The 24,510-nt window shown below is 43.7% G+C and carries 18 protein-coding genes, 1 tRNA gene and 2 pseudogenes; 8 read left to right on the forward strand and 13 right to left on the reverse strand.

What is annotated here, in order from left to right:
* Positions 1 to 97 precede the first annotated feature (97 nt).
* From yihA to lonB, 3 genes are all read right to left on the reverse strand, one after another.
* Positions 98 to 766 (reverse strand): ribosome biogenesis GTP-binding protein YihA/YsxC, encoded by a 669-nt coding sequence (gene yihA / locus MKZ09_RS27165; RefSeq protein ID WP_076208548.1) that lies wholly within the window; start codon positions 764 to 766, stop codon positions 98 to 100.
* Positions 767 to 778: 12 nt separating this feature from the next.
* Positions 779 to 3,142, reverse strand: coding sequence for an endopeptidase La (gene lon, locus MKZ09_RS27170; RefSeq protein WP_076208547.1), 2,364 nt, complete (start codon positions 3,140 to 3,142; stop codon positions 779 to 781).
* Between the two features lie 234 nt (positions 3,143 to 3,376).
* Positions 3,377 to 5,086, reverse strand: coding sequence for an ATP-dependent protease LonB (gene lonB, locus MKZ09_RS27175; protein WP_038573063.1), 1,710 nt, complete (start codon positions 5,084 to 5,086; stop codon positions 3,377 to 3,379).
* Positions 5,087 to 5,289: 203 nt separating this feature from the next.
* On the opposite strand from lonB, the gene MKZ09_RS27180 reads away from it, so the two are divergent.
* On the forward strand, positions 5,290 to 5,448 hold the full coding sequence (locus tag MKZ09_RS27180) for a hypothetical protein (RefSeq protein WP_179088940.1): 159 nt from the start codon (positions 5,290 to 5,292) through the stop codon (positions 5,446 to 5,448).
* A gap of 659 nt (positions 5,449 to 6,107) precedes the next feature.
* Here the strand turns inward: MKZ09_RS27180 and MKZ09_RS27185 are convergent.
* The 6 genes from MKZ09_RS27185 to MKZ09_RS27210 form a co-directional block, all read right to left on the reverse strand.
* Positions 6,108 to 6,779 carry a BlaI/MecI/CopY family transcriptional regulator gene (locus MKZ09_RS27185; RefSeq protein WP_076208546.1) on the reverse strand — a complete coding sequence of 224 codons (672 nt, stop codon included), beginning with the start codon at positions 6,777 to 6,779 and terminating at the stop codon, positions 6,108 to 6,110.
* Positions 6,780 to 6,980: 201 nt separating this feature from the next.
* On the reverse strand, positions 6,981 to 8,108 hold the full coding sequence (ispG, locus tag MKZ09_RS27190) for a flavodoxin-dependent (E)-4-hydroxy-3-methylbut-2-enyl-diphosphate synthase (RefSeq protein ID WP_036685055.1): 1,128 nt from the start codon (positions 8,106 to 8,108) through the stop codon (positions 6,981 to 6,983).
* 112 nt (positions 8,109 to 8,220) lie between these two features.
* A complete protein-coding gene (gene clpX, locus MKZ09_RS27195) occupies positions 8,221 to 9,477 on the reverse strand; it encodes an ATP-dependent protease ATP-binding subunit ClpX (protein ID WP_036685052.1) in 1,257 nt (418 codons plus the stop codon).
* 12 nt (positions 9,478 to 9,489) lie between these two features.
* Positions 9,490 to 10,080, reverse strand: a complete 591-nt coding sequence (clpP, locus tag MKZ09_RS27200; protein ID WP_076129430.1) for an ATP-dependent Clp endopeptidase proteolytic subunit ClpP — start codon at positions 10,078 to 10,080, stop codon at positions 9,490 to 9,492.
* Positions 10,081 to 10,466: 386 nt separating this feature from the next.
* On the reverse strand, positions 10,467 to 11,801 hold the full coding sequence (gene tig / locus MKZ09_RS27205) for a trigger factor (protein ID WP_036685045.1): 1,335 nt from the start codon (positions 11,799 to 11,801) through the stop codon (positions 10,467 to 10,469).
* 98 nt (positions 11,802 to 11,899) lie between these two features.
* Complete coding sequence (locus MKZ09_RS27210; protein WP_036685042.1) at positions 11,900 to 12,745, reverse strand: hypothetical protein; 846 nt, start codon at positions 12,743 to 12,745, stop codon at positions 11,900 to 11,902.
* 279 nt (positions 12,746 to 13,024) lie between these two features.
* On the opposite strand from MKZ09_RS27210, the gene MKZ09_RS27215 reads away from it, so the two are divergent.
* Both MKZ09_RS27215 and MKZ09_RS34550 read left to right on the forward strand, forming a co-directional pair.
* Positions 13,025 to 13,098: transfer RNA gene (locus MKZ09_RS27215), tRNA-Arg, on the forward strand.
* Positions 13,099 to 13,474: 376 nt separating this feature from the next.
* Positions 13,475 to 13,624, forward strand: a pseudogene (locus MKZ09_RS34550) (transcription termination factor Rho); the annotation flags it as partial.
* A gap of 226 nt (positions 13,625 to 13,850) precedes the next feature.
* On the opposite strand, the gene pstA reads toward MKZ09_RS34550, so the two are convergent.
* From pstA to MKZ09_RS27235, 4 genes are all read right to left on the reverse strand, one after another.
* Positions 13,851 to 14,732 (reverse strand): phosphate ABC transporter permease PstA, encoded by an 882-nt coding sequence (pstA, locus tag MKZ09_RS27220; protein ID WP_076137825.1) that lies wholly within the window; start codon positions 14,730 to 14,732, stop codon positions 13,851 to 13,853.
* Positions 14,729 to 15,676, reverse strand: coding sequence for a phosphate ABC transporter permease subunit PstC (gene pstC, locus MKZ09_RS27225; RefSeq protein ID WP_036685038.1), 948 nt, complete (start codon positions 15,674 to 15,676; stop codon positions 14,729 to 14,731). The genes pstA and pstC overlap by 4 nt, the downstream gene beginning before the upstream one ends.
* An 82-nt stretch (positions 15,677 to 15,758) precedes the next feature.
* Entirely contained in the window at positions 15,759 to 16,619 is an 861-nt protein-coding gene (locus MKZ09_RS27230) for a phosphate ABC transporter substrate-binding protein (RefSeq protein WP_076208545.1), read from the reverse strand.
* Positions 16,620 to 16,673: 54 nt separating this feature from the next.
* Entirely contained in the window at positions 16,674 to 18,110 is a 1,437-nt protein-coding gene (locus tag MKZ09_RS27235) for a stalk domain-containing protein (protein ID WP_076137826.1), read from the reverse strand.
* A gap of 427 nt (positions 18,111 to 18,537) precedes the next feature.
* On the opposite strand from MKZ09_RS27235, the gene MKZ09_RS27240 reads away from it, so the two are divergent.
* The 5 genes and pseudogenes from MKZ09_RS27240 (at position 18,538) to MKZ09_RS27260 (ending at position 24,508) form a co-directional block, all read left to right on the forward strand.
* Positions 18,538 to 18,696, forward strand: coding sequence for a hypothetical protein (locus MKZ09_RS27240; protein ID WP_179089654.1), 159 nt, complete (start codon positions 18,538 to 18,540; stop codon positions 18,694 to 18,696).
* A gap of 53 nt (positions 18,697 to 18,749) precedes the next feature.
* A complete protein-coding gene (locus tag MKZ09_RS27245) occupies positions 18,750 to 19,340 on the forward strand; it encodes a hypothetical protein (protein WP_341041541.1) in 591 nt (196 codons plus the stop codon).
* Between the two features lie 423 nt (positions 19,341 to 19,763).
* A pseudogene (locus MKZ09_RS27250) lies at positions 19,764 to 20,348 on the forward strand (ABC transporter ATP-binding protein); the annotation flags it as partial.
* A gap of 210 nt (positions 20,349 to 20,558) precedes the next feature.
* Positions 20,559 to 21,899, forward strand: a complete 1,341-nt coding sequence (locus MKZ09_RS27255; protein ID WP_256715208.1) for a hypothetical protein — start codon at positions 20,559 to 20,561, stop codon at positions 21,897 to 21,899.
* Positions 21,899 to 24,508: a helix-turn-helix domain-containing protein gene (locus tag MKZ09_RS27260; RefSeq protein ID WP_076208282.1), complete on the forward strand. Its 2,610-nt coding sequence runs from the start codon at positions 21,899 to 21,901 to the stop codon at positions 24,506 to 24,508. Before MKZ09_RS27255 ends, MKZ09_RS27260 begins: the two co-directional genes overlap by 1 nt.
* The last annotated feature ends 2 nt before the right edge of the window (positions 24,509 to 24,510 follow it).

Genomic DNA, 24,510 nt, shown 5'->3' on the forward strand with positions numbered 1-24,510 from the left:
CTATCGGTCCTTTTCCATAGAAATTTTAGTTTTATCAACAAAAAAATACAACCATTCCCACCAGGAATGGTTGCTTGATTGTAAATGAGTTCATATCTTACGCTTCGGTTGACTCCTCTTGCTGAGATTCATTTGCTATCATTTCAGCATCCTCTGAATCCGGAGATTCATACTCAGAAGGGCGAATATACCCATCAATTAAGCCCCAAAGCTCGTCTTTGCCGAGACCAATTTCCGAGGAGAATGGAATAAAATTATCCCCTGGCAGCACGCCCAGCTCCTGCTTCATGGTCTTGATATGCTTTTGCCAGCGTGTCTTCGGAATTTTATCCGCTTTGGTCGCTACAACACACATAGGAAGATCATAATGCTTCAACCAGTCGAACATCATCTTATCATTGCTGGTAGGCGAATGCCGCAGGTCCACAATAAGCAGAACAAGCTTTAACGTATCGCGCTCAGAGAGGTATTTCTCAACCATTTTACCCCATACGGCGCGTTGCGTCTTGGAAACCTTGGCATACCCGTAACCTGGAAAGTCAACAAAATACATGCTGTCTTCATTGATACGGTAATAGTTCATGTGTTGTGTCTTACCAGGCGTGGAGCTTGTCCGAGCCAGATTCTTACGGTTAATCATTCGGTTAATGAGGGAAGACTTCCCCACATTGGAACGCCCTGCCAGAGCAACCTCTGGCAAGGAATCATCAGGGTACTGATCAGGGCCAACGGCACTGATAATAAATTCGGCAATATTAACTTTCATAGGACTTCCTTTCTAATGCACACTACTCGGTGGCTCACTGCTAATTTCATTATGATGCTCAACTAACGCATGATGCAAGACCTGATCCATATTAGATACCGGTACGAACTCAACATCATTACGTACGCTCTCAGGAATATCTTTCAAATCCCGTTCATTGTCTTTGGGAAGAAGGATCTTTTTATATCCAGCTCGGTGAGCGGCAAGAGATTTCTCTTTCAATCCACCAATTGGCAAAACACGTCCCCGCAAGGTAATTTCACCTGTCATCGCCACATCCTTGGAAACATAACGTTTCGTGAGTGCGGAGATCAATGCGGTTGCGATCGTAATCCCTGCAGACGGACCATCCTTCGGAATTGCACCTTCCGGAATATGGATGTGAATATCAATCTTCTCATAAAAATCGGGCTGGAGCCCCAGCTCCTCCGCCTTCGAACGAGTATAGCTGAATGCGGCCTGTGCCGACTCCTTCATTACATCGCCCAGCTGTCCGGTAAGGGTTAGTTTACCTGTTCCCTGCACAACCGTAACTTCGATCAGCAGTGTATCTCCACCGACCTCAGTCCAAGCCAGCCCAGTGACCGTACCGATCTGATCTTCAAGCTCGGCCATACCGTAACGATATTTGGAAGCCCCAAGATAATCCTTGATGTCGTCAGGAAGAATAATCACTTTCTCTTTTTCCTCAGACACGATTTGTTTCGCAGCTTTGCGGCATAATGCTGCAATCTGCTGCTCCAAATTACGCACACCGGATTCACGGGTATATTCGCGGACAATGCGTAATAAGCTATCGTCTTCGATAATCAGTTGATCTTCTGCAAGACCGTGGTTTTTCTTCTGCTTAGGCAATAGATAACGGCTGCCGATTTGCAGTTTCTCCAGTTCCGTATAACCTGGAATGAACAGCATTTCCATCCGATCCAGCAAAGGACGCGGAATATTATGCACTACGTTCGCTGTTGTTACAAACATTACGTTCGACAAGTCGAACGGCAGCTCTACAAAATGATCACTAAACGTGTTGTTTTGTTCTGGATCCAGCACCTCAAGCAGCGCTGAAGATGGATCTCCACGGAAATCCGCAGCCATCTTATCGATTTCATCCAATAGGATAACCGGATTAATCGTACCCGCCGTCTTCATGCCTTGGATAATCCGCCCCGGCATCGCACCTACATAAGTCCGGCGATGACCTCGAATCTCCGCCTCATCACGTACACCGCCTAACGAGATACGGACGAACTTGCGGTTCAGCGAGCGGGCGATGGAACGAGCCAGTGAGGTTTTCCCCACCCCTGGAGGACCTACAAGACATAATATCGGACCCTTAAGCTTCTTAACCAGCTGCTGAACGGCCAAATATTCCAATACCCGTTCCTTCGGTTTTTCCAAACCGTAGTGATCCTCATCAAGTACCTGCTCGGCCTTTTTGATGTCAAGATCATCCTCTGTCTGTTCACTCCAAGGGAGACTGAGCAGCCAATCTACATAGTTGCGAATGACGCCGCCTTCCGCAGAGCTGACGGGCATTTTTTCCAGCCGGTCGATTTCTTTATCCATCTTTTCTTTCACGCGTTCCGGAACATTTTTCTCTTCCATTAGTGCCCGCAGCTCTTCCGCTTCTCCTACCCGGCCTTCCTTCTCGCCGAGTTCTTTCTGGATCGCTTTCATTTGCTCACGCAAATAATATTCCTTCTGCGTCTTTTCCATCTGCTTTTTGACACGTTGATTGATCTTACGTTCAAGCTCCAGCACTTCACGCTCATTATTAAGAATATCAAGAAGCTTCTCCAGCCGTTTACTAACATCAATCGTCTCGAGAATTTCTTGCTTATCCTTAATTTTTAGCGATAAATGGCTCGTAATGACATCCGCAAGTCGACCAGGCTCTTCTATATCGGATACAGCAGCGAGGGTCTCTGGGGTCACTTTTTTGGATAACGTAATATAGTGTTCGAACTGATTGAGTACTGTACGCATCAGCGCGTCACATTCTTGATTGCTATCTTCATCTTCCGGCAGCTCACGCGCCATAACCTCATAGTACTCATCATTATCGATATAATTAATAATTTCGGCCCGTTCTACACCTTCAACCAGTACACGTATCGTACCATTTGGAAGCTTCAGCATTTGCCGCACATTGGCGACAGTACCGACCCGAAAAATATCGTCCTGACCTGGCTCTTCAATATTCACTTCCGACTGGGAACAAAGAAGAATCAAATTATCTTCAACCATAGCTTTCTCTAGCGCCCGAACTGACTTCTCACGGCCCACATCCAAGTGAAGAACCATGCTTGGGTACACAAGAAGCCCTCTTAGCGGCAATAAAGGAAAACGACGACCTTTTGTTTTATTTGTCATCATCGCTTTCGCACCTCCCATGGCTCTCAATTAATCTCATATGCATTCATTCTAACAAAAGCAGCCCCAAAACACCAACAGAGTCCTTAGATTTCAAGAAGAACCGACTTGCTTTTCCTTAAATAGAGACAACATCTCTTATAGCATTTAAAAAGGAAGCAGCAGAATTGCCTGCAGCCTCCTTTATTTTACAGCGACAAATCTCACCTTATTCTTCGAATTAGGGATCAATTTAGTTTAACCCTTTGCAGATTCACCAGCGGCATCGGCCTTTAGGAGTGAAGGTGCAGCGGAGAACAACTCTCCAGCAACCGCAGGCAACCTTACATCAGCTGTATCGGCACCGAACAGATGACGGAACACCTCTTCTACTGTTTCCATTGGAATAACGCGTAATGGCGCGAGGTCAGCGAAGAGAGACTGCCAGTTTTCTTTTGGAATAAGCACTGTAGTGGCTCCAGCTTGAAAAGCAGCTTCTACTTTGGCGATTACACCACCCACTGGCTTAACTCGACCGTGGATGCCTATCTCGCCTGTGATCGCTACCGTGTTATCCACGGGAAGTCCACGAATAGCAGAGACGATTGCTACTGCCATCGCCACCCCTGCCGAAGGTCCGTCAATTGGTGTACCACCTGGGAAATTTACATGTAGATCATAACGATCGGGCTCCAGATTCATCGTACGTAGTACAGTCAATACATTCTCAACCGAGCCCTTTGCCATACTTTTTCGCCGAATCGTGCGGGAGCCTCCACCGATCTCTTCTTCATCCACCACACCGGTCACGTTCAATCTGCCTTGGCCGTTCACAGCAGGTGCTGCGGAAACTTCGATTTCGAGCAGAGTACCCATCCCTGGCCCATATACAGCAAGACCGTTTACTAATCCAATCTGTGGCGCGGAAGGAATCTTGCGTTCCGTACGTAGAGGAAGCTGGCTGCTGCCTGCCACCCATTCCACATCAGCAGCATTTAGTGTATCTCTCTGCTCAGTTAAAGCTAATCCGGCAGCCAACTGAATCATATTAACTGCCTCCCGGCCGTTGGTTGCATACTGTTGCACCACAGTGACTGCTTCCGGACTTGGTTTAAGCCCGATTTTCTGTATCGCGTCACGCGCGATGACGGCAATCTCATCCGGCAGCAGCGGACGGAAATAAATCTCCATGCAGCGCGAACGCAGCGCAGGTGAAATCTCATCCGGAGATCGCGTAGTAGCGCCAACTAGCCGGAAATCAGCAGGCAAGCCATTTTGAAAAATATCATGAATATAAGCCGGAGTATTATTATCCTCCGAATTATAATAAGCGCTCTCTAGCAGGACCTTCCGGTCCTCAAGCACTTTAAGTAGCTTATTCATCTGAATAGGGTGAAGCTCTCCTATTTCATCCAGAAAAAGAATCCCGCCATGCGCCTTAGTCACCGCACCCGGCTTCGGCTGTGGCACACCTGCCACACCCATGGCTCCTGCACCTTGATAAATAGGATCATGCACAGAGCCGATCAACGGGTCAGCAATACCACGCTCATCAAAACGAGCGGTAGTGGCGTCAATCTCTGTGAATTTGGCGTCACTTTTAAAAGGAGAAAGCACATTCTTTTTCGCCTCTTCCATGACAACACGCGCTGCCGCAGTCTTGCCTACTCCCGGCGGACCATAAATAATCACATGCTGCGGATTAGCGCTGCAAAGTGCGGCTTTCAAGGCGCGCAGCCCATCCTTCTGCCCGACAATATCTCCAATAGAAGCCGGACGTGTTTTCTCCGACAATGGTTTAGTTAATGTAATCATTCGCATTTTCCGTAACTTGTCCAGTTCCTTGCGCGACTCTCGTTCCACCGCTGTCTTATTTGTCTTCTGACCCCGCAGCAGATTCCAAAAGTATACGCCGATAACCAGCGCGAAAAAGAGCTGCACGATCATCACAACTATACTTAATTCCATAGGTCATCCTCCTGTTTCGTTCAGTCTACCTTTCCACCCTTGGCTACTATTAGGTAGTATAGCCGTTTCGGTAATTAGTAAACGCGAATTTGCGGATTTGTTGAATTGTTGCCGTAGGATAGACTCTGATAATTAACTTTAAGAGCATTAATGAGTGTGGGAGTGTGAATGTGGCTTAGATAATTTTAAAAAGGAGAAGATTGTTGAGGTGGTTAGAACTGAGATTAGAGAGGTGGTTGGAGGGAGATTGGAGGAGAAGGAATGAGGAGGAGTGCGGAAGTAAAGGAGGGATGAAGAGGGATGAAGAGAAATGCGGAGAATCGTTGAGAAATACGGGAGAGATTAGTGGAAAGAGAATTTGAGTAACTGTAGTGTTAGGGGGAATCGTCATACTTAGTAACTGAGGATTGAGATCAAGACTATGTGGGGACGAGGAACCTAGTTCTGCGACTGTACCGCTAAGGGTAAGAGCGTCGGGAGTTTCCTGTAGCTTAGTTTGTTGAGTTCGAGGAGGTACTATTAGAAGCTGAGTCAGCTGGACGCAGTGGGTTACTTCTAGATGCAGAGTTAACTTAGTTTGCTGAACATATCCGTTTGTATCTCCTATGTTCGTAGAAACATCCTATTTAGTACAAAAATCTAAGTATCATTGGTACCCAGCTAAATAATTAGGGAATTCCTCCCTATTTATCAGTGATTCACGACCTCAAAGCTGCCAATTAGGGAAATCCTCCCTGATTATCGGTCGAATCACACATAAATGGGAGAAATCCTCCTTTTATTAGGGAGTTTTTCCCTAATAAGCTTGATTTTGAGCCATAATCGGCTTATTTCAGGGAGAATTTCCCTAATTGTTGCGTTTTACTTCATAACGGACTTCACATCAAGCTCCTTCACATACCTTCTTTTCAAATTCCCACCTTCAGCAAAAGTCATGGCCAACATTGTTACGCCTATATGATCAGCTCCATCAAACCACTTCTGCTACACCTGCTCCATCAGCCATCAGCTTTTACAATTATCAATCCCAGTAAAAAAGAACATCACGAGCCAGCTTATACTCAACATTTTTGACGCCGATTCCCCTCTTCACAGGGGTAAGCCAGCCTTTTTCACAGAGATTCTTTAGCATCATGCGTACTGTTTTGGGATCTAGCGTGAAATAATCAGCGACTTCTTTAGGGCGTATCACCCCAGCTTGACGCACCACTAAACGCATGATTTCCTTCTCAGCGATTAGCAGTCTGCCACGCGGTGCATCTACAATTTGGTAGCGGCTTAGCGCCAAACGCAGCAGTGTAACACATAACTCAGGGCGCTGTTCAACATCATCATAGGCAAATGAAAGTACTTGATAACCCATTCCGTACAGAAAAGTTTCACGATTTAGCTCATTACAATACTTCAGCCTATCCATGTCTCTTACATGAGCTGCATACCCTTTGATCTCAAACAAAAGCTTGATTGGTCCCGGCAAAAAAGCAAAATCAGCAAAATATGCTCGTCTTTGAAAATCCAGTACCTCATACTCCGGATGAAGATCATTGAATTCACCACGAAGCGGCCACCAGACATTCTGCAAAAATAATTTTTCGGCGTGGCCATGACCTCTCTCCAGCCTCCCCCGCCGTTCGCCCGTTCTGTTTGCAAGATGATGCGCAATAAATTTTTCATGGGCTTGTTCATAGTTCATGTTTACTCATTCCTTCCTCCAAAATAGGAAATAAACACAAAAAAACGCCCCATGGGCCCCGGGTTTACCGGAGCTGCACAGGGCGTTCTTCGCCACTTAGATCACCACTTACCTAACGTCGCCCAAAATTACTATATGATGCTAAGAAGTGTTTATAATATTATGAGATTGAAAATTCTTATAAATACCATTCAAACCAAGTTACTTCGACTGCACCGGAGGTGCAAGGTTAGCGTGGGCGCGGCCTGGGATTTCGCCCGTTGCCTCGTAAGCCACCACGATCGCATCAATTTCCTTCTTCAGCTCGTTCACGAGTTCTGCTTCAGGCACTTTACGGATCATTTGGCCGTAACGGAAAAGCAAACCTTCCCCACGAGCGCCGGCAATACCGATATCTGCTTCACGTGCCTCACCAGGACCGTTAACAGCACAGCCAAGGACAGAAACTTTAATAGGCACCTTAAGCTTCGAAATGTATTCTTCCACCTCATTAGCGATGGAGAAAAGATCGATATCCAGTCTTCCGCAAGTCGGACAAGAGATCAGCGTCGCCGCGTTAGAGATCAGACCAAAAGTCTTCAGCAGTTCACGCGCCACCTTAACCTCTTCAACCGGATCGGCACTAAGCGAGATACGCAGTGTGCTGCCGATGCCCATTGAGAGCAGTGCACCGATACCTGCGGAGCTCTTCACAGTACCAGCAAACAATGTTCCAGATTCTGTAATCCCCAAGTGCAGTGGATAAGGAATAACTTCCGCAGCCTGACGGTAAGCTTCGATGGCCATTGGCACATCGGATGCTTTTAGAGAAACGATAATGTCGTGGAAATCCAGTTCCTCCAGAATACCAATATGGTATAACGCACTTTCTACCATGGCTTCCGGGGTTGGATATCCGTATTTTTCCAAAAGATGATTTTCCAAAGAACCGGCGTTTACACCAATTCGAATCGGAATACCTTTTTCTTTACATGCTTTAACTACCGCTTCTACCTTTTCGCGACGACCAATGTTCCCCGGATTAATCCGTACCTTATCGATGCCGTTCTCGATAGCCATCAACGCTAGCTTATAGTTGAAATGAATATCCGCTACGAGTGGGATATGAATCTGTTTCTTGATCTCCTTGATTGCGGCAGCCGCCTCTTCATTGTTGACAGTTACGCGTACTAGCTGGCAGCCTGCTTCCTCAAGCCGCAATATTTCAGCTACAGTAGCCTCCACATCAGCGGTTTTGGTTGTACACATGCTTTGAATCGCAACCTCGTTGTTTCCCCCAATAATGAGCCCGCCAACATTGACAGGACGGGTTTGGTGTCTCAAGAACATGATTTTTCTCCCCCATAACGCCAAAGCTCCACCCCTTCGCTCCCGCTAATGTGAAGCGGGATAAGCGGAAGAAAGGTGGAGACTGTGACATGTATTGTTAAGGAAAAGCGGCTTACGCGCTTTCCTCTTTTTTCTTGTCTTTCTTAAGGTTGAGCTCAGGCAAAGCTTTCTCCTGAACGACCTGTTCCGTGATCACACAATCCTTAATATCATCGCGTGAAGGAACTTCATACATCACATCGAGCATGATGCTCTCAATAATCGCGCGCAGTCCACGGGCTCCCGTATTACGTTTGATCGCTTCCTTGGCAATTGCTTCGAGTGCCAATGGTTCGAACTTCAACGCTACGTTGTCCATTTCCAGCAGCTTGATATATTGTTTAGTGAGTGCATTTTTAGGCTCGGAAAGGATACGTACAAGCGTATTCTCATCAAGCGGCTCCAAAGTCGAGATGACTGGCAGACGGCCTACAAATTCAGGAATAAGACCGAATTTGAGCAAATCTTCAGGCAATACCATCGACAAATATTCGCCAGGCTTAAGATCCTTTTGTCCTTCAACTGCTGCGTTGAAGCCAATGATTTTTTTACCGATACGGCGTTTAATCATTTGCTCCAGACCGTCAAAGGCACCGCCAACGATGAATAGGATGTTCGTCGTGTCGATCTGAATAAACTCCTGGTGAGGGTGCTTACGTCCGCCCTGCGGAGGCACAGAAGCAACAGTTCCTTCCAGAATCTTCAGAAGCGCCTGCTGTACACCTTCGCCGGAAACGTCACGAGTAATGGACGGATTCTCGGACTTACGTGCCACTTTATCAATTTCATCAATATAGATAATGCCGCGTTCGGCTTTCTCCACATCGTAATCTGCAGCTTGAATGAGTTTGAGCAGAATGTTCTCAACATCCTCGCCGACATAACCAGCTTCTGTTAGAGAAGTAGCGTCTGCAATAGCAAAAGGAACGTTGATAATCTTCGCCATCGTTTGTGCTAACAAGGTTTTACCAGAACCTGTTGGACCGAGCAAAAGGATATTACTCTTCGTCAGCTCAACATCTTCGATCTTACTTTGGCTGTTCACACGCTTGTAGTGGTTATAAACCGCTACAGAAAGAGATTTCTTCGCTTGCTCTTGACCGATTACATATTGATCCAAAATATCGCGAATTTCCTTTGGTTTTGGAATATCCTTCAGATCAAGCTCTTCCTCATGACCGAGCTCTTCTTCCACAATTTCCGTGCAAAGCTCGATACATTCGTCACATATATAAACGCCCGGTCCTGCTACAAGCTTACGAACCTGCTCTTGTGATTTACCGCAAAAAGAACATTTCAATTGCCCTTTTTCATCATTAAATTTAAACATCTAACCACCCCTTTAAGATTTCATCGGTGAAGAAAGAACCTGGTCAATAAGCCCATATTCCTTGGCTTCTTCCGCGCTCATGAAGTTATCGCGGTCTGTGTCCCGTTCGATTTTTTCAAGGGGCTGACCTGTGCGATCTACATAAATTTGATTCAGCTTCTGTCTCGTCTTGAGGATCCAGTCAGTGTGAATCCAAATATCAGACGCTTGACCTTGAACACCGCCGAGCGGTTGATGAATCATAACTTCGCTGTTGGTCAGCGCATATCTTTTGCCCGGAGCCCCAGCTGTTAGAAGGAGCGATCCCATGCTTGCTGCCATCCCTACACAAATGGTTGAAACATCCGGTTTGATATATTGCATCGTATCGTATATACCCATGCCGGCTGTTACTGAACCACCGGGTGAGTTGAGGTACAAGTGAATGTCCTTCTCGGGATCATCTGCTGCCAAAAACAGCAATTGAGCAATAACCAGATTGGCGACATCATCGTCAATCGCACTGCTTAAGAAAATGATGCGATCCTTGAGCAATCTGGAATAGATATCGTATGAACGTTCTCCACGACTTGTTGATTCCACAACCATTGGTACCAGACTCATGCCACCAACCTCTTTTCTCTGTACAGATTAGTCTTATCGTTTCAGAAATATTTTAACACGTTCACGGCGCGATGTCATTTTTTCACTACAGTGGACAGTCCGCTGCTTGTGAATTGTGACGTTACCGCCCCTATTACCTTATTGCCATACGTTCATACGGATACCTATGTAGTCACATATATTTGCGGCCGAGGATAAAAATAAGGCACGTAACGAAACTTACGTGCCTTATCATATCTGTATGGAGGCCGTGTAACTTGGCCGTTCTAGGTAGTGTCAAGCTAAAACGCCTTCGGCGTCCTTTTAAGGACGGTAAGCGTTTATGCGAGAATTATAAGAATAAAGTACAAAGTGAAACTTATACCTTCTTATAATTTTAAAATATCCTACTCAGCTTTAGTGTCTTCAGCAGCTGGTGCTTCTTCTACTGCTTCAACTTCTACACTATTGCTAACAAGGAAATCAATGGTTTTACGAAGCGAAAGCTCTTCGCTCAAGCTGCCCAGTGAACCGTTAGCTGCCAAGATGCTGCGGATTTCTTCTGGAGTACGTTTGTAAGCTTCAGCCATAGTAGCCAACTCTTCGTTAACTTCTTCTTCGGAAACTTCAATGTTCTCTTGTTTTGCGATAACTTCCAATACCAGGTTGTTGCGAACGCGTTTTTCAGCATCGCCTTTCATTTGGTTCTGCAAGTCTTCACGAGTTTGGCCGGAGAAGCTAAGGAACATATCCATGTTCATGCCTTGTTGACGAAGACGAGTGTCGAAGTCACGAACCATATTCTCAACTTCACTGTTGATCATAGCTTCAGGGATTTCAACTTCAGCGTTAGCTGCTGCTTTATCAACAACTGCATTCTCACGAAGGCCTTTCAGTTCTTCCTCTTTACGGGATTCGAGCTGAGCTTTCAGATCTGCTTTGTACTCATCCAAAGTTTCGAATTCACTTACATCTTTAGCGAACTCATCATCGAGTGCAGGAAGTTGTTTGCGTTTGATTTCGTGCAGCTTCACTTTGAATACTGCTTTTTTACCCGCAAGGTTCTCTGCATGGTATTCATCAGGGAAAGTAACTTCCACATCTTTGAAATCTCCAGTAGCCATTCCTACCACTTGCTCTTCGAATCCTGGAATGAAGGAGTTGCTGCCAAGCTCAAGAGAGTGACGTTCAGCTTTTCCGCCTTCAAACGGTACATCATCAACATATCCGTCAAAATCGATTACAGCGATGTCGCCGTTAGCTGCTGCTTCTTCTTCAACTACTACAAGCTCAGCATGACGTTCTTGCAGACGAGCAAGTTCAGCACTCAACTCTTCTTCAGTCACTTCAGCTTTTTGTACTGGAACTTCCAAACCTTTGTAATCGCCGAGCTTCACTTCAGGTTTAACCGTGATCTTCGCTTTGAAGATAAAGGATTGGCCTTTAGCGAATTGCTCAATATCAACTTCAGGACGGTCTACAGGGAAGATGTCAGTTTGTTCAACTGCTTCACCGTAAGCTTCTGGAAGAAGAATGTCGATTGCATCTTGGTACAAGCTTTCTACACCAAAACGGGATTCAAAGATCGGCCGAGGTACTTTACCTTTACGGAAGCCTGGTACGTTAGCTTTTTTAACGACTTTGTTAAAAGCTTTATCAAGTGCTGCTGTTACGCGTTCTGCGTCTACTTCTACTTCAAGAACTCCAAGGTTCTTCTCTATTTTTTCCCATGTTGCTTTCATATTATACTTTTCCCTCCAAAATATAGGTTCACAAGTTTACTTCAAATAATGATACAATCCACGCACAGAATAACCATTATATTATATACAACATTACTTTATTTATCAAGTAGAGAAGTCTTTACAAAACCCTTGAGAGCACGATAAGCTCCCTCAAATTGAAAGCGCATGCCGTCTGTGATGCCATACATTCCACGTGTCTCTTCCTCTTGTCGGGAGCCGTTTAAACTCTCAGAAACAAATTGGTGCAACGCTCCTGCCCAAATATCCAGCAAAACGTCTTCGCCTTCCAGCAATTTCCGATATTCATCCGACCCATAAATAGACATGATGAACTGACCCCAGAGCTCTTGTGCAAAATAATACAGCGTAGGCTCATGCACCTCAGCCTGCCCGGCTACCCGCTCCAGCACATGACTCACCTGCGGAGGAAAATCCTCCGTCTGCAGTGGCACGCTCTCGATCTCTACAAGTACCTTTTCATGTCCGCGAATCAGCTTCACTGTTCCCTGCATCCCACGCCGCTTAAGCGTCTGCAAGGTCCGAAATTGCAGCAGTGGATGAACATTATCCCCCTGTAGCCAAGTGGTCAGCTCCTCGTCAACGCCGCCACCTTCCAGATAGGATAGCTGCTCTAATGCAAGTATTGTCGCCTCAGACAGAGGCTCATTCATCACCCGCTGCAGCAGCTTTTTGGGATACCCCGTATCCTCGTTCATTTTAGATTTGGCCAAAAAGCGGGCCATATCCTCTTCCCTTAAGTCTTCGTCTTCGGGGTGAACAGCTCCCTCCGCATCTCCATTCTGGGACGCGTAAGGAAATGCCGTTTCGAGCCATTCCAGCAGGGACCGCCATTCCTCGTAATTTCGCTCTTCCTGTCCTTGACACTGCAGCAAAAAACGAAGCAGCTCCATCGCTTCCCCGTAGCGTTCACTTTCCAGCATCACCGTCAGCTGGATTTGATAATAGTCCAGTGTCTTGGGGAAAAGGACGATATTCTCTTTGGTGGCGGGGGAATCCGAATGTTTAATGAGGGCACCTCCTTATGTCTACTTATGTGAATGGAATCCTAACCATTATAAAAGTTATTAATACCTTAAGCTTCTTCCGAAACTTAATAATTGTAGATTATAGCATACCCCGTACTCTTTTTAAAAAACAGCTTGAAAAAAAACACCCCATATGATATGATAATTCCTGCTTGCTTTTCTGCCAGCAACCATGTCCCGGTAGCTCAGCTGGATAGAGCATGCGCCTTCTAAGCGCACGGTCGGGGGTTCGAATCCCTTCCGGGACGTCATATAGAAACAGCCTTCCTTCGGGAAGGCTGTTTCTGTGTTCAGGGGAGGGGTTGGGCGGAGTTCTGGGTCCGATGGAGCTTAGCAATCGAAGCTCAGTTTCCATGAGTCAGTACCACATCATACCCCGCCGCATTAGAACATTACGGCTGCTTTTCCGGAGAAACGCCGCTACATGCTATCTAATTGCATTTTTTGCAACTAAAAGTACCCTTTTTCCTCCAAAACTCGCTTTAATTGCATTTCATACACTTATATTCTCAGATTTACGCCTAGAATGACCTTTTCACCATTTTTAACTGCACAAAGTGCAATTAAACCCAAACAAACCTATCCCCATTAAAAATAAGTGCATAAAGTGCAATTAAAAACCACTCTTATCACCATTACTCATTACTCACCACTGACTACTCATCACCTGTAGGTTTGGGACAGCGGGGTTTGATTGTAGCACCTCCAAAAGCAGGAAAAACGCTCCTCTTAAAAGAAATTGCCTCATTACTCTCTACTCACCACCCACCACTCATCGACTATTACTCTTCACATTCCCATTTCTAATTTTTTAAATATGGGAAATTTTCCAGTTTTCTAAGCTAAGCGTGCCCAATCTAATTACTCAAAAGACACGCACATTAGCAATTTTATTAATGGATGGAGCACTCTGTTTATTTAATCGGGAATAAAAAAACTGTTCACGGCGATTTGTCGCCGAGAGACAGTTTTTTATGCATAATCTTCCTATATGAGCGGATCAGCGCCCTTTGCGGCGATTTCCGAGCCAAAGCGGAAAACGGAAGGCAAAGTTAATAAACAAAACTACAAATACGAGTACTGCCGCTGATTTGTCAGCGATTTGCCGCGCATCTTCTACAATTGCCTCGGATTGTACATACCATAGATGCACTGCCAGGGTTTCACCCGGCGAGAACAGATTAAAGTCCCACATTTCGCCCGAGGTACTGAGGCCAGCGGTAAGGATAATAACCGCAGACTCCCCGAAGGCGCGTCCAGCAACGAGACAAATCCCAGTAACAATGGCTGACATTGCAACGGGTAGAACTACTGTGCGGATCACATGGAATTTAGTCATGCCCAGTGCATATCCAGCTTCACGCATCTCGCCAGGAACAGCACGAATCGCTTCCTCCGTCACACGTGCAAGCATAGGCAGATTCAAAAGCGCCAAGCTTACTCCACCGCCAAGAATCGTCAGGCCGATCCCAAAATATTCAGCAAATATCGCAAGACCAAGCATACCAAATACAATCGAAGGAACCGAAGAGAGAGCTTCTACACATATACGCAGGCCGCCTGTAAAAGCATTATCCGGAGCATACTCCGCCATATAAATCCCCGCACCTAAACCGATAGGGACGGAAATAAGCAGCGAGATGAACAAAATATAAAAAGAGTTGAAAAGTACAGGACCGATCCCGCCACCTACGTCAATCTCTTCAGGCTGTTTAATCAGGAAGTCAGGCCGCAGCGCTGGCAGACCTTTACTAAGAATCGTGAAGAGCAGCCAGAAGATTAGCAGCATGACTAAAGCCCCAAGCGTATAAAACCCAATAGTCGCGAGCTTATTGCGTCTCTGAGCACGCGCTGTATACTTTGTACTTGCGAATCCGTTCACGCTGCATCCCTCCTTTTTCTACCCAGCACGCGGATGATCAGAATCAGTACAAATGAAATCACCAACAGAAGAAAGGCCATCATATGTAGGGCATAATTCCAGGTTGATTCAAACTCTACATTCGAGATTTGCATAACGATGTTACTAGTCAAGACCGAAGCAGGTGTAAATAAGGTTTTCGCCAACTGTGGTGTGTTTCCGATAACCATTACTACAGCCATTGTCTCCCCCACAGCACGAGTCATCCCGAGGATGACTGCGGAGATAATCCCTCTGCTAGCCGCAGGCAAAACAACACGCATAATGACTTGCAGACGGGTAGATCCAAGAGCGTACGCAGCATCCCGATATTTGCGTGGAACAGCGACAATAGCATCATCACTGATTCGGCAAATCGTTGGCAAGACCATTAATGCGAGCACGAGGGCCGCAGCCAGCAAACCATCACCCAAGCTCTCCCCACTAACTCTACGCAGGAAAGGAAGTAATACCGTTAAGCCTAAATAACCATATACTATAGAAGGAATACCAACGAGCAAATCGAGCACCGGGCGAATGAAGGTCTTCATCCACTTCGGAGCAATCTCCGCACAGAGCACGGCCATACCCACCGAAATAGGTACTGCGATCAGCAGGGTCAAAGCCGTCAGCGAAAGTGTATTTACAATGAAGGCAGCAGCCCCAAAGGAGTCCTCTTCAGGCGTCCAGTTAAAAGAAAAGAAAAAGTCCGCAGGCGAGAGATGACCAAAAAGAAGCAGCGCCGTTTTGCCGATAAATAGGATTACAAGTCCAAGCACGAAACAAAGTGCAAGAATGCTGAATAAGAAATAAAAGCGGAATAATCGGTTGCTAAACATATGTCTACTGTGACGTTTGGAGTTGGCGCTAACTTCTGTAACGCCCTCCTTAACCTTAGTTGCCAAGTTGTGGACTGGTGCCCCCATACTTTCCCTCCTGTAAGCGGCCACCCCCGTATCAAAATCGGGGCTGGCCGCTGTTACCGTTCAATATGTTCTTCAGATGTTATTAACCCTTCATTGCTGCGATCGGAATGAATTTAAGCTTTTTCAGAGAACCTTGTTGGAACTTTTTGCTTTGTACGTATTCGATAAATTCTTTAGTTGCGCCAGTAGGTTGGCCTTTAGTCATGTAGTAACCATAAGCCCAAATCTTATAAGAACCGTTAATTACGTTGTCTGTAGTAGCTGCGATACCGTTGTGTTTCACTGCTTTTACGTCGCCACTTACATAAACAAGGTCGATATAACCGATGGAGTTAGGAGTAGTTCCTACTGCTGTTTTCATGTCGCCGGATGAACCTGTTTCTTTGTAGTTCTTAGCTTTTTTAACAATATCTCCGCCATCCAAAGCTTTAGCTTGATAGTTAACGCGCGTACCAGAACCGAAAGAGCGAGTGATGACAACGATATCTGCATCTGCACCGCCTACTTCCTTCCAGTTGGTGATTTTGCCAGCGAAAATGCCTTTAAGTTGTTCTGTTGTGAGGTTATCTACACCCACATTTTTGTTTACAATCGTTGCAAAAGGAATGACAGCCACTTTGTTCGCTACCTGTCCGTCAAAAGCTTTGAAGCCTGGTACGTCGATGCTAGCATCCCAGTCGCAAGCGCCGATATCAGCGATGCCTTTTTTCACAGCTTGTGGTCCAGTTACAGAACCTTTACCAGATGCTGCGATTTTCACTTTAGGGTGCAGCTTTTGGAATTCTTTTACCGCTTGCAAGGTCAATGGAAGAAGTGCGGTTGAACCGTTAACGGTGATTTTGCCACTAAGTGAATCTGCTGCTGCTGCAATCCCTGCAAAAGATGCGGTTACCGCGATTACGGCTGTTAAAGCCGTTACTGTTAATTTCTTGAAGATTTTCATTGTACTATTTTCTCCTCTCGGCTCTAGGCCGTTAAAATATGTTTGGGATAATCATTATTTAGTCAGTTGCAGCCCTTTACCGCCTTGGATAACCCATACGCTGTCGCCGCTCACAATCGCAAGCTTGCTTCCGTCTTTAGATACAGATACTTCAGATACATCTTCAGCCGTACGGAACAGTTCGGTCTTTGCACCACTACCATCGATAGAATAGATCACTGTGCTTCCGTCTGCCGTAGTACCTGCCACTACCAAACCATTGCTAACGCCAGTGGACCAATTCACTTCGATATCAAGTGCTATATTAGTGCTGGTTGCGTCCGCTTTTACAAGCTTCAGGGTATTCTTCGCATTGCCGTCTGCATCTGCGCTCAGGTATGCCACATTTCCATCGGCCAAAATCTCTGGGTAAAGCTTGTTATCCGCTGTAGTTGTTAGTGCAGCTGGTTTAGCATCTTTTGTAGCCAGATCAAGCTTGTAAAGCTGCTCTCCTGCCGAGCTGAAGTCTACCGTAAGAGAATCTTCTGTGCTGTCTGCATCATTTTTAGCAACACCCGTTAAATTAACGATATAAACAGCGCTTTTTTCGTCAGCAGAAATGCGCAGTTCAGATTTATTCTCAACCTTATCAGCCAATACAGATTTAACATCACCAGACTCTACTGAGATTTTAGCGATTTTTTCTTGCTTGTCTCCTTGGATGAAATAAATGCTTTTCCCATCTTTGGACCAAATCAGATCTGTCTTCACACTATTGTCGGTGCCTAGTGTTTTAACAGCTCCGCTAGACAAGTTAATCAGATTCAGCAAACCTTTCTCATCATTAAAAGCTCCCCACTGTTGATCCGGCGATACTGCAAAGTCCACAGCACTGTCATTTGACGAAAACACTTCATAGTTACCTGGTTCTGTACTGAATTTGATAAGCTGAGTAGTTTCAGCATCACTTTTGTTCGCGATCAGGTTACCGGCTGCTGTCCAGTGCAAAGTATCGAACAATCCTTCCGGACGTGCAAAGCTCAAAATCGTGCTAGCATCCGCGTCCAGCTCTCCACCTAATGCAATAACTAACTTAGTCAGCTCTACATAGGTTTTACCGTTATAAAACACTGGAGCCACTGTGAACGATTCGGAATTACCATCTACTTGATAGCTCTTTGAGCCTGTTTTGAGTTGCACATTATGTAGTCCTTTGCTGTCGTTAAGTTCAAACCCGCTTGTTCCCAGTACTACCTTAGCCCCAATTTCACCAGCTACCTGAGTCAGCGAGTAAAGCTTGTAACCACTGCTGTTAATGGTGTTAAACACAATCGGCGTTCCGTTTACATTCCAAGTAGTTGTACCCTCTTTAACTGCTGTTACAGCAGCGACTTGATTGGTAGCTACAGATTTTACATTACTGCCGTTGCTAGCTGCAGACACACTTCCAACGCCTACTGTTGCAAGAAGTGCTGAAGCCAACGTTGCGCTAATCCATTTACTGTTTTTCAATTAGATTCACCCTTTTCGTATAGGTAACTGCTAATGTCATTTTCGTCTACAATTGTCAATTCTGTTGCAGAGGAATGTAATGGAAATATTAACTAGTATTCTTTTTTTAAAAATATCAGGTATATTAGCTCATTTAACAATTTTCTTGATCTAAACCAAATGAACTAAAGAGCAAAAACAGCCTTTTTTCGTAAAAAGGTGCTAGGTGCAGTTACCTTATTTAGTTGGAGAATTGTTTGGGATTTGGTGTGACGTAGAGACTAGTTTGAGATTGCAGGCGGGTGGGTGAAGCTTGTTGCCGAGGTGGGCGGGTGGAGTATATTGCAGAGGTGGCTGGGCACGGTGAGTATATGCGGAGGTCGCTTGGCACTTGGAGTATATTGCAGAGTTCGCTTGGGCGCGTGGGGAAGCTTGTTGAGGAGGTCGCTTGGCACTCGTAGTATATTGCAGAGTTCGCTTGGCGCGTGGGGAAGCTTGTTGCTGGCGAGAGTCTGCTATCAATGATGTGGCTGCTGCTTACGATTTAAAAACTAACTGGTCTGTTGGGCGCATGCTGCATAAGGATCATCGTAGGACATTCGGCTGATTGTAAGGGATTTATACCGTTCTTTTACTGACTTTAGTGGGATTGAGCTCATTGTGCGGGATTTATACCGTTCTTTTGCTAACTTTAGCGGGATTGAGCTCTTTCTACGGGATTTATACCGTTCTTTTGCTAACTTTAGCGGGATTGAGCTCATTGTGCGGGATTTATACCGTTCTTTTGCTAACTTTAGCGGGATTGAGCTCATTGTGCGGGATTTATACCGTTCTTTTACTGACTTTAGTGGGATTGAGCTCATTGTACGGGATTTATACCATTCTTTTACTGACTTTAGTGGGATTGAGCTCATTGTGCGGGATTTATACCGTTCTTTTGCTGAATTTAGCGGGACTGAGCTCTTTCTACGGGATTTATACCGTTCTTTTACTGACTTTAGCGGGATTGAGCTCATTGTGCGGGATTTATACCGTTCTTTTACTGACTTTAGTGGGACTGAGCTCTTTCTACGGGATTTATACCGTTCTTTTGCTAACTTCAGTAGGATTGAGCTCATTGTGCGGGATTTATACCGTTCTTTTGCTAACTTTAGCGGGATTGAGCTCATTGTGCGGGATTTATACCGTTCTTTTACTGACTTTAGTGGGATTGAGCTCGTTGTGCGGGATTTATACCGTTCTTTTGCTTGATTTATCTAGATCATACCTATTAAGTGGCATTTATGCCCTTCTTTTGTCTGGTTTAGGTAAACCCGTGCTATTTTGAGGCATTTATGCCTTTCTATTACCTAGTTTAGGCGGACTGGCGCTATTTAGTGGCACTTTTGCCTTTCATTCAAATCATCTCTATATACATAGTAAAAGAACATGTTGAATTAACAAACGTCAATCGGGTTTAAGCTAATACTGTGGGAAACATTTGTATAAATATATGGTTTACAATTCCTAACTTTTGATGCAGAATAATGAGTGAGTACTCACTCATTTTATGGTTAGAGTGTTTAACGCAATGCAGTTCAACATCAACATCAACATCAACATCAACATCAACATCAACATCAACACCATCTTCAACTCAAGTATCCCAGAACATTCAGAATCGAGGAGATATACATGGGTTCAGAGGTTCCAGTTATTTCAGTGAGCCATGTCGGGAAAGCGTTTGGAGAAAAACAGGTGCTCGAGGATATTTCGCTTCAAGTGGAACGTGCGGAAACCTTTGGCATACTAGGGCCATCCGGGTCAGGAAAAACAACATTTGTGAAGCTGCTTACTGGTATCGATGAGGTAACCTCCGGCGAGGTGAAAATACTTGGCGTGACGATGCCGAAGCTGACTATGCTGCAACAGATCGGGTATATGGCTCAGTCTGATGCCTTGTACACGGAGCTTAGTGCGAAGGAGAATCTGGAGTTTTTTGCAGCGCTATATGGACTAAAGGGGGAGCAACGCTCCAAACGCATCACAGCCGTAATGGAGATCGTTAATTTACAAGATCATTTGCGAAAAAGAGTAGACCAATACTCCGGCGGGATGAAACGCCGCTTATCATTGGCGATCGCGCTGCTGCATGAACCGCCGTTGCTTATTCTTGATGAGCCTACAGTTGGCATAGATCCGGTATTACGGCTATCCATCTGGAAGGAACTAAAAGCGCTGAACCAGAAAGGCACCACCATTGTGCTGACCACGCATGTTTATCTGAAATAAATAGCACATAATAATATTGCACACCATTACATAAAAAAAGTAATCACAAGCCTTTGTACTCAAAGGTTTTTTTGTTGTGTTTAGTTTTTTCACTGCACACCACAAAACTTTGTGTTAACATTTAATTCCAGCTATATCTTAATATATTTCAGACCATATTTTTGCACATATTGATAGTGTTATGGAGGGGGGATTTAGTTGAAAGAATCTCACAAAGCGGAAATCATAGAATTTAACAATGATAATATACGATTTACGCTAGTTCCTGTGTGGTTAGACTGGGGGCGTAAGCGTGATGGTAGTATTATGGAAAAGCAAGTTGCTGCAATTGGTTTAAAAGATACCTTGAAAGATGTACATATTATCCACGGGCTAACCTCTTTTATATTAGGGGAAGGCAGCAGGTGGAGAACAAAAAAATATAACACTCAACGAAAGCATGTACACAATATCATTCAGTTTTTAAATTACCTAATAAAGAACAAAAGGAAATTAAAGATCAGTAAACTGTCTGACCTCACCATTCAAATAGGCACTGACTTTCTAACCCATCTAAGTTTTAGAAATCATGACGTAGCCGCAGAGGATGGCAGCATTGAGAAAAACATAACCATTGATAGAGCGACGGTATTAAGCATCAGCAAAACACTTACTTATTTCTATATCTGGTTGAAGAATAATGACATGCTTCCTTACGTTGATGAAGAGCTATTACGGGAGTTTAAACGTAAAAACCACCATAACGGTGAACATTACTATGAATCGATCTTTGTTCCGATTTTGCCTTCTAAAAAAATTAAAAAGTTAGAACACTTCTTCCCTATCAAATACCTACCATTGCTTTTGGAGATCTCTATATTAAAAACAAATCCTATCACTTTAGGATTGTACCTTCAGATGTTTGGAGGATTACGCGTTTCCGAAGTGGTCAATATTAAACGCACTCAATTTTCCCGAACTGTTAACAAGGGGGATTTCTTATTAAACATCGAATCCAGGAATATGAGAACAGATATAAAAGGAAGTACTGGAGGAGGATATGTTAAGAAACAAAGAAGACAACTTGTAATTCAAATCAAAGACTGGGGAGACATCCTATATAGACAGCATTTAGAGCTATATAAAGAGTCAAATAACCTGTCAAATTACTCCCCGAAGGGTGCCCTGTTTGTAAATTCTCACGGAAGAGCATTATCAGAGCCTAGCTACCGTTATTATTTCAAGAAATTAAAACAGGAATTTTGTGATTTCCTAATTCAATATGGAGATTCTGAAGATAAAATAGTAGCTAATCATCTTCGAATAATAGATTGGAGTACTCATATTGGAAGGGGAACATTTACAAACATGATCACTGAACAAACTGACAACATTGCAGAAGTTGCATTTTTAAGAGGTGATTCTAATCTGATGTCTTGTTTACCCTACTTAGCTAAAACAACAAGAGCTAGAGATCGAATTGAAAAACGTATTTCAGAAACCCACGAGGATTTTGTACCTAACTTAATTAATAAACATGCTCTCCAAAGGAGAAAATAATGCATTATACGGTAAGTCAATTATGTACCTTTTTCAAAGAAAAAGGATATATCGTGGGAGAAAAAGCGGCATATGGCATGTTGAATAATCACCCCCATGTCATCAAAGATCCCAAAATCATGATCCCAAAAGAACATGCACAAGAACTTGTAGAACAATACCTTTTAGTCCCCGAGGGCTATATACTCGCTACTGAGGCACTTAAACAATATAATATTGCACAGAATAAGATAGATTCATTAACGGAAGCAGGTACACTAAACAAATGTTTTCGTTTTCTTAATGGTTTTTGGAGAGTTTATATAGATTCAACCAAATTGGACGAACTACAAAAAGACTTTATCACTTACCAGCAACTACACGAACACATTCAAGCTCTCGGAATTACGATTGGCGCTGAGTATATTAGAAAAGTGATGAACACTCATCCTAATGCGATAAAAAGCGAGAATAACAAACAAAACTTACTACACAAGGACGAGGCAAAAGACATTATCAATGGGATAATACCACCTGTTGGTTACCTAACTGTAGATGAAGCTTGTAAACACACAGGACTAAATAAAAACTTAATTCAAGCACTAATAAAAGACAAAATAATCAATACATTTATCCCGAAATACGGAAGACAGAGAACTTTTGTTAATCTACAACAACTGCAAGAAGTATCGGATAGAGAAGCGAATTATTATTCAGTGCCTGATGCAGCATTACTATTGGGTACTTCTCGTACCCACGTATATAAAATAATTCAAGACGGCACTCTCAAGAATTTTAAACTCGACAAAGTAAAACAAACAAAAAAATATTTTTTAGATAAGAAAGAAATCCATCAATTGCAAGCGGATTATTTAAACAAAAAGAATGAAATTCAAAAACCTTTTAACAAAGCCTATTTCATCAAACAATTTTGCGATGAAATATCACATAAATCGCTTACAGCCAAACTTCGTTTGAACAAGGAATTATTCTCTAAATTCATCATCCAAATTCTAAACGATTTAAACGATCGAGAAACGAGTCTACAGAACAGAAAATGGGAGTTAAGTAATACATTTGATAAAGCCATTACCCACCTACCAAGTTTAATTCATACACTGAGCAAAGAGTTCCTTGTTGCTTTGATTGACAATGAACAGATTCCTTATTACGTAAAACAAGATTTCATGAGATTCTATAAGTATGCGTGTAGAACACAGCGCACATCCCCACACAAGGTCTACATAACAAGAAACCGAACAAAAAGCACAATAAGCGAATCCAATGAAGACGAGATATATCCTCCTGCGATTTATGGCCAATTTTATATTCATGCAAAAAAGGTAGATCTCCATATTCCACAAGCCATTCAAAAGAGAACGTATGCTAATATGTGGCTGTTCTCGACTTTACTATTAACAGATATGTGGAGAGCAACGGATCTATTTTACGAATTTCCACGCATCGACATAGACATACTAAATATTTCTGATTGTGCATGGTTCCAAACAAAAAAAATGAATGAGAACCAGGTCCATCTAGTAATAGAACAATTACGCTTATCTTTGAATTTTGCGAATGTAGGAAAAACAGGTGCTGAATTGCTTTTTTTAATGATACCTGAATTAGAAGAAGCTATCGCAACTGCTGCCGTCATATGCGAATTACACAGCAGGGACCTCCCAACTAGCAACGTGGTTCAAAAAGGATTTCTGCTAGGCACATTTTTTGAGGGAATCACGCCCGAGAAATTAAAAACCAGTTCTTCAGGAAGAGCAGTTCACATGAAATACTTCGCTACAGATGAATTATTAAAGAGAACCAAATTTAGCTCACATAAACTATGTAAGAGCACCATGACATATGTTTATTTTTACGTAAGTGAACAAGGTGAAGCTGGAGATATTGATACCCGTAATCAAGCAGATAAGATTTTAACAAAAGGACGATCTCATCAACAAGAAAATTCCGTGATTCCTTATGTAGCCTTTTCAAATAAAGACGGGTCCATGGATAACGTATCTATCAACTTATTCAGACGTGGTCATTTTGGATGGTTGTATAACACAATGGTCTCGCACGTTGAAAGTAGTTTATCCATTCAGCAAAGCATGGAAAAAAGAACCGAGTCGATCGAAGGATTAAGAGATGAATTCTCTTTGCGAGAATTAGAAGATTGGGCGGAAGGCTTACTTCAAAATAAAAAAAACAAAGAATTTGTAGTACGTCGACTCATGAAGATGTCCCGAGAAGAATTAATACAAGAGGTCGTAAAAATCTACAGATGCGAAAAACCAAGTCGCGATGGTCTAGGTCAATGTTTCGTGTTTCCTGATTGCCATTTTCCCGAAAGATCCTCATGTATTGGTTGCCCTGAGTTCATCCCTCAATATCAATTACTAAAGGAAGCACAATCTGAATTTTTACGCCTAACGGATAGTATTAGAAACAACATTTCTGAATCTCTTCGCCTTAGGGACTCTATGTTTTTGTATCGACTGTATATCGTTATCGGAGAAGCTGTAAAGGAATTCGGCAGCGAGAAGGTCAATGCATACATCTCCTTAGAAACAATATCGAACGAATGGCAAGAAGCGAAACAATATCTCGAAATACCAAAGAAGGTGTAATA

This window comes from Paenibacillus sp. FSL R5-0908 (assembly GCF_038006245.1).
GTDB lineage: Bacteria > Bacillota > Bacilli > Paenibacillales > Paenibacillaceae > Paenibacillus_AQ > Paenibacillus_AQ odorifer.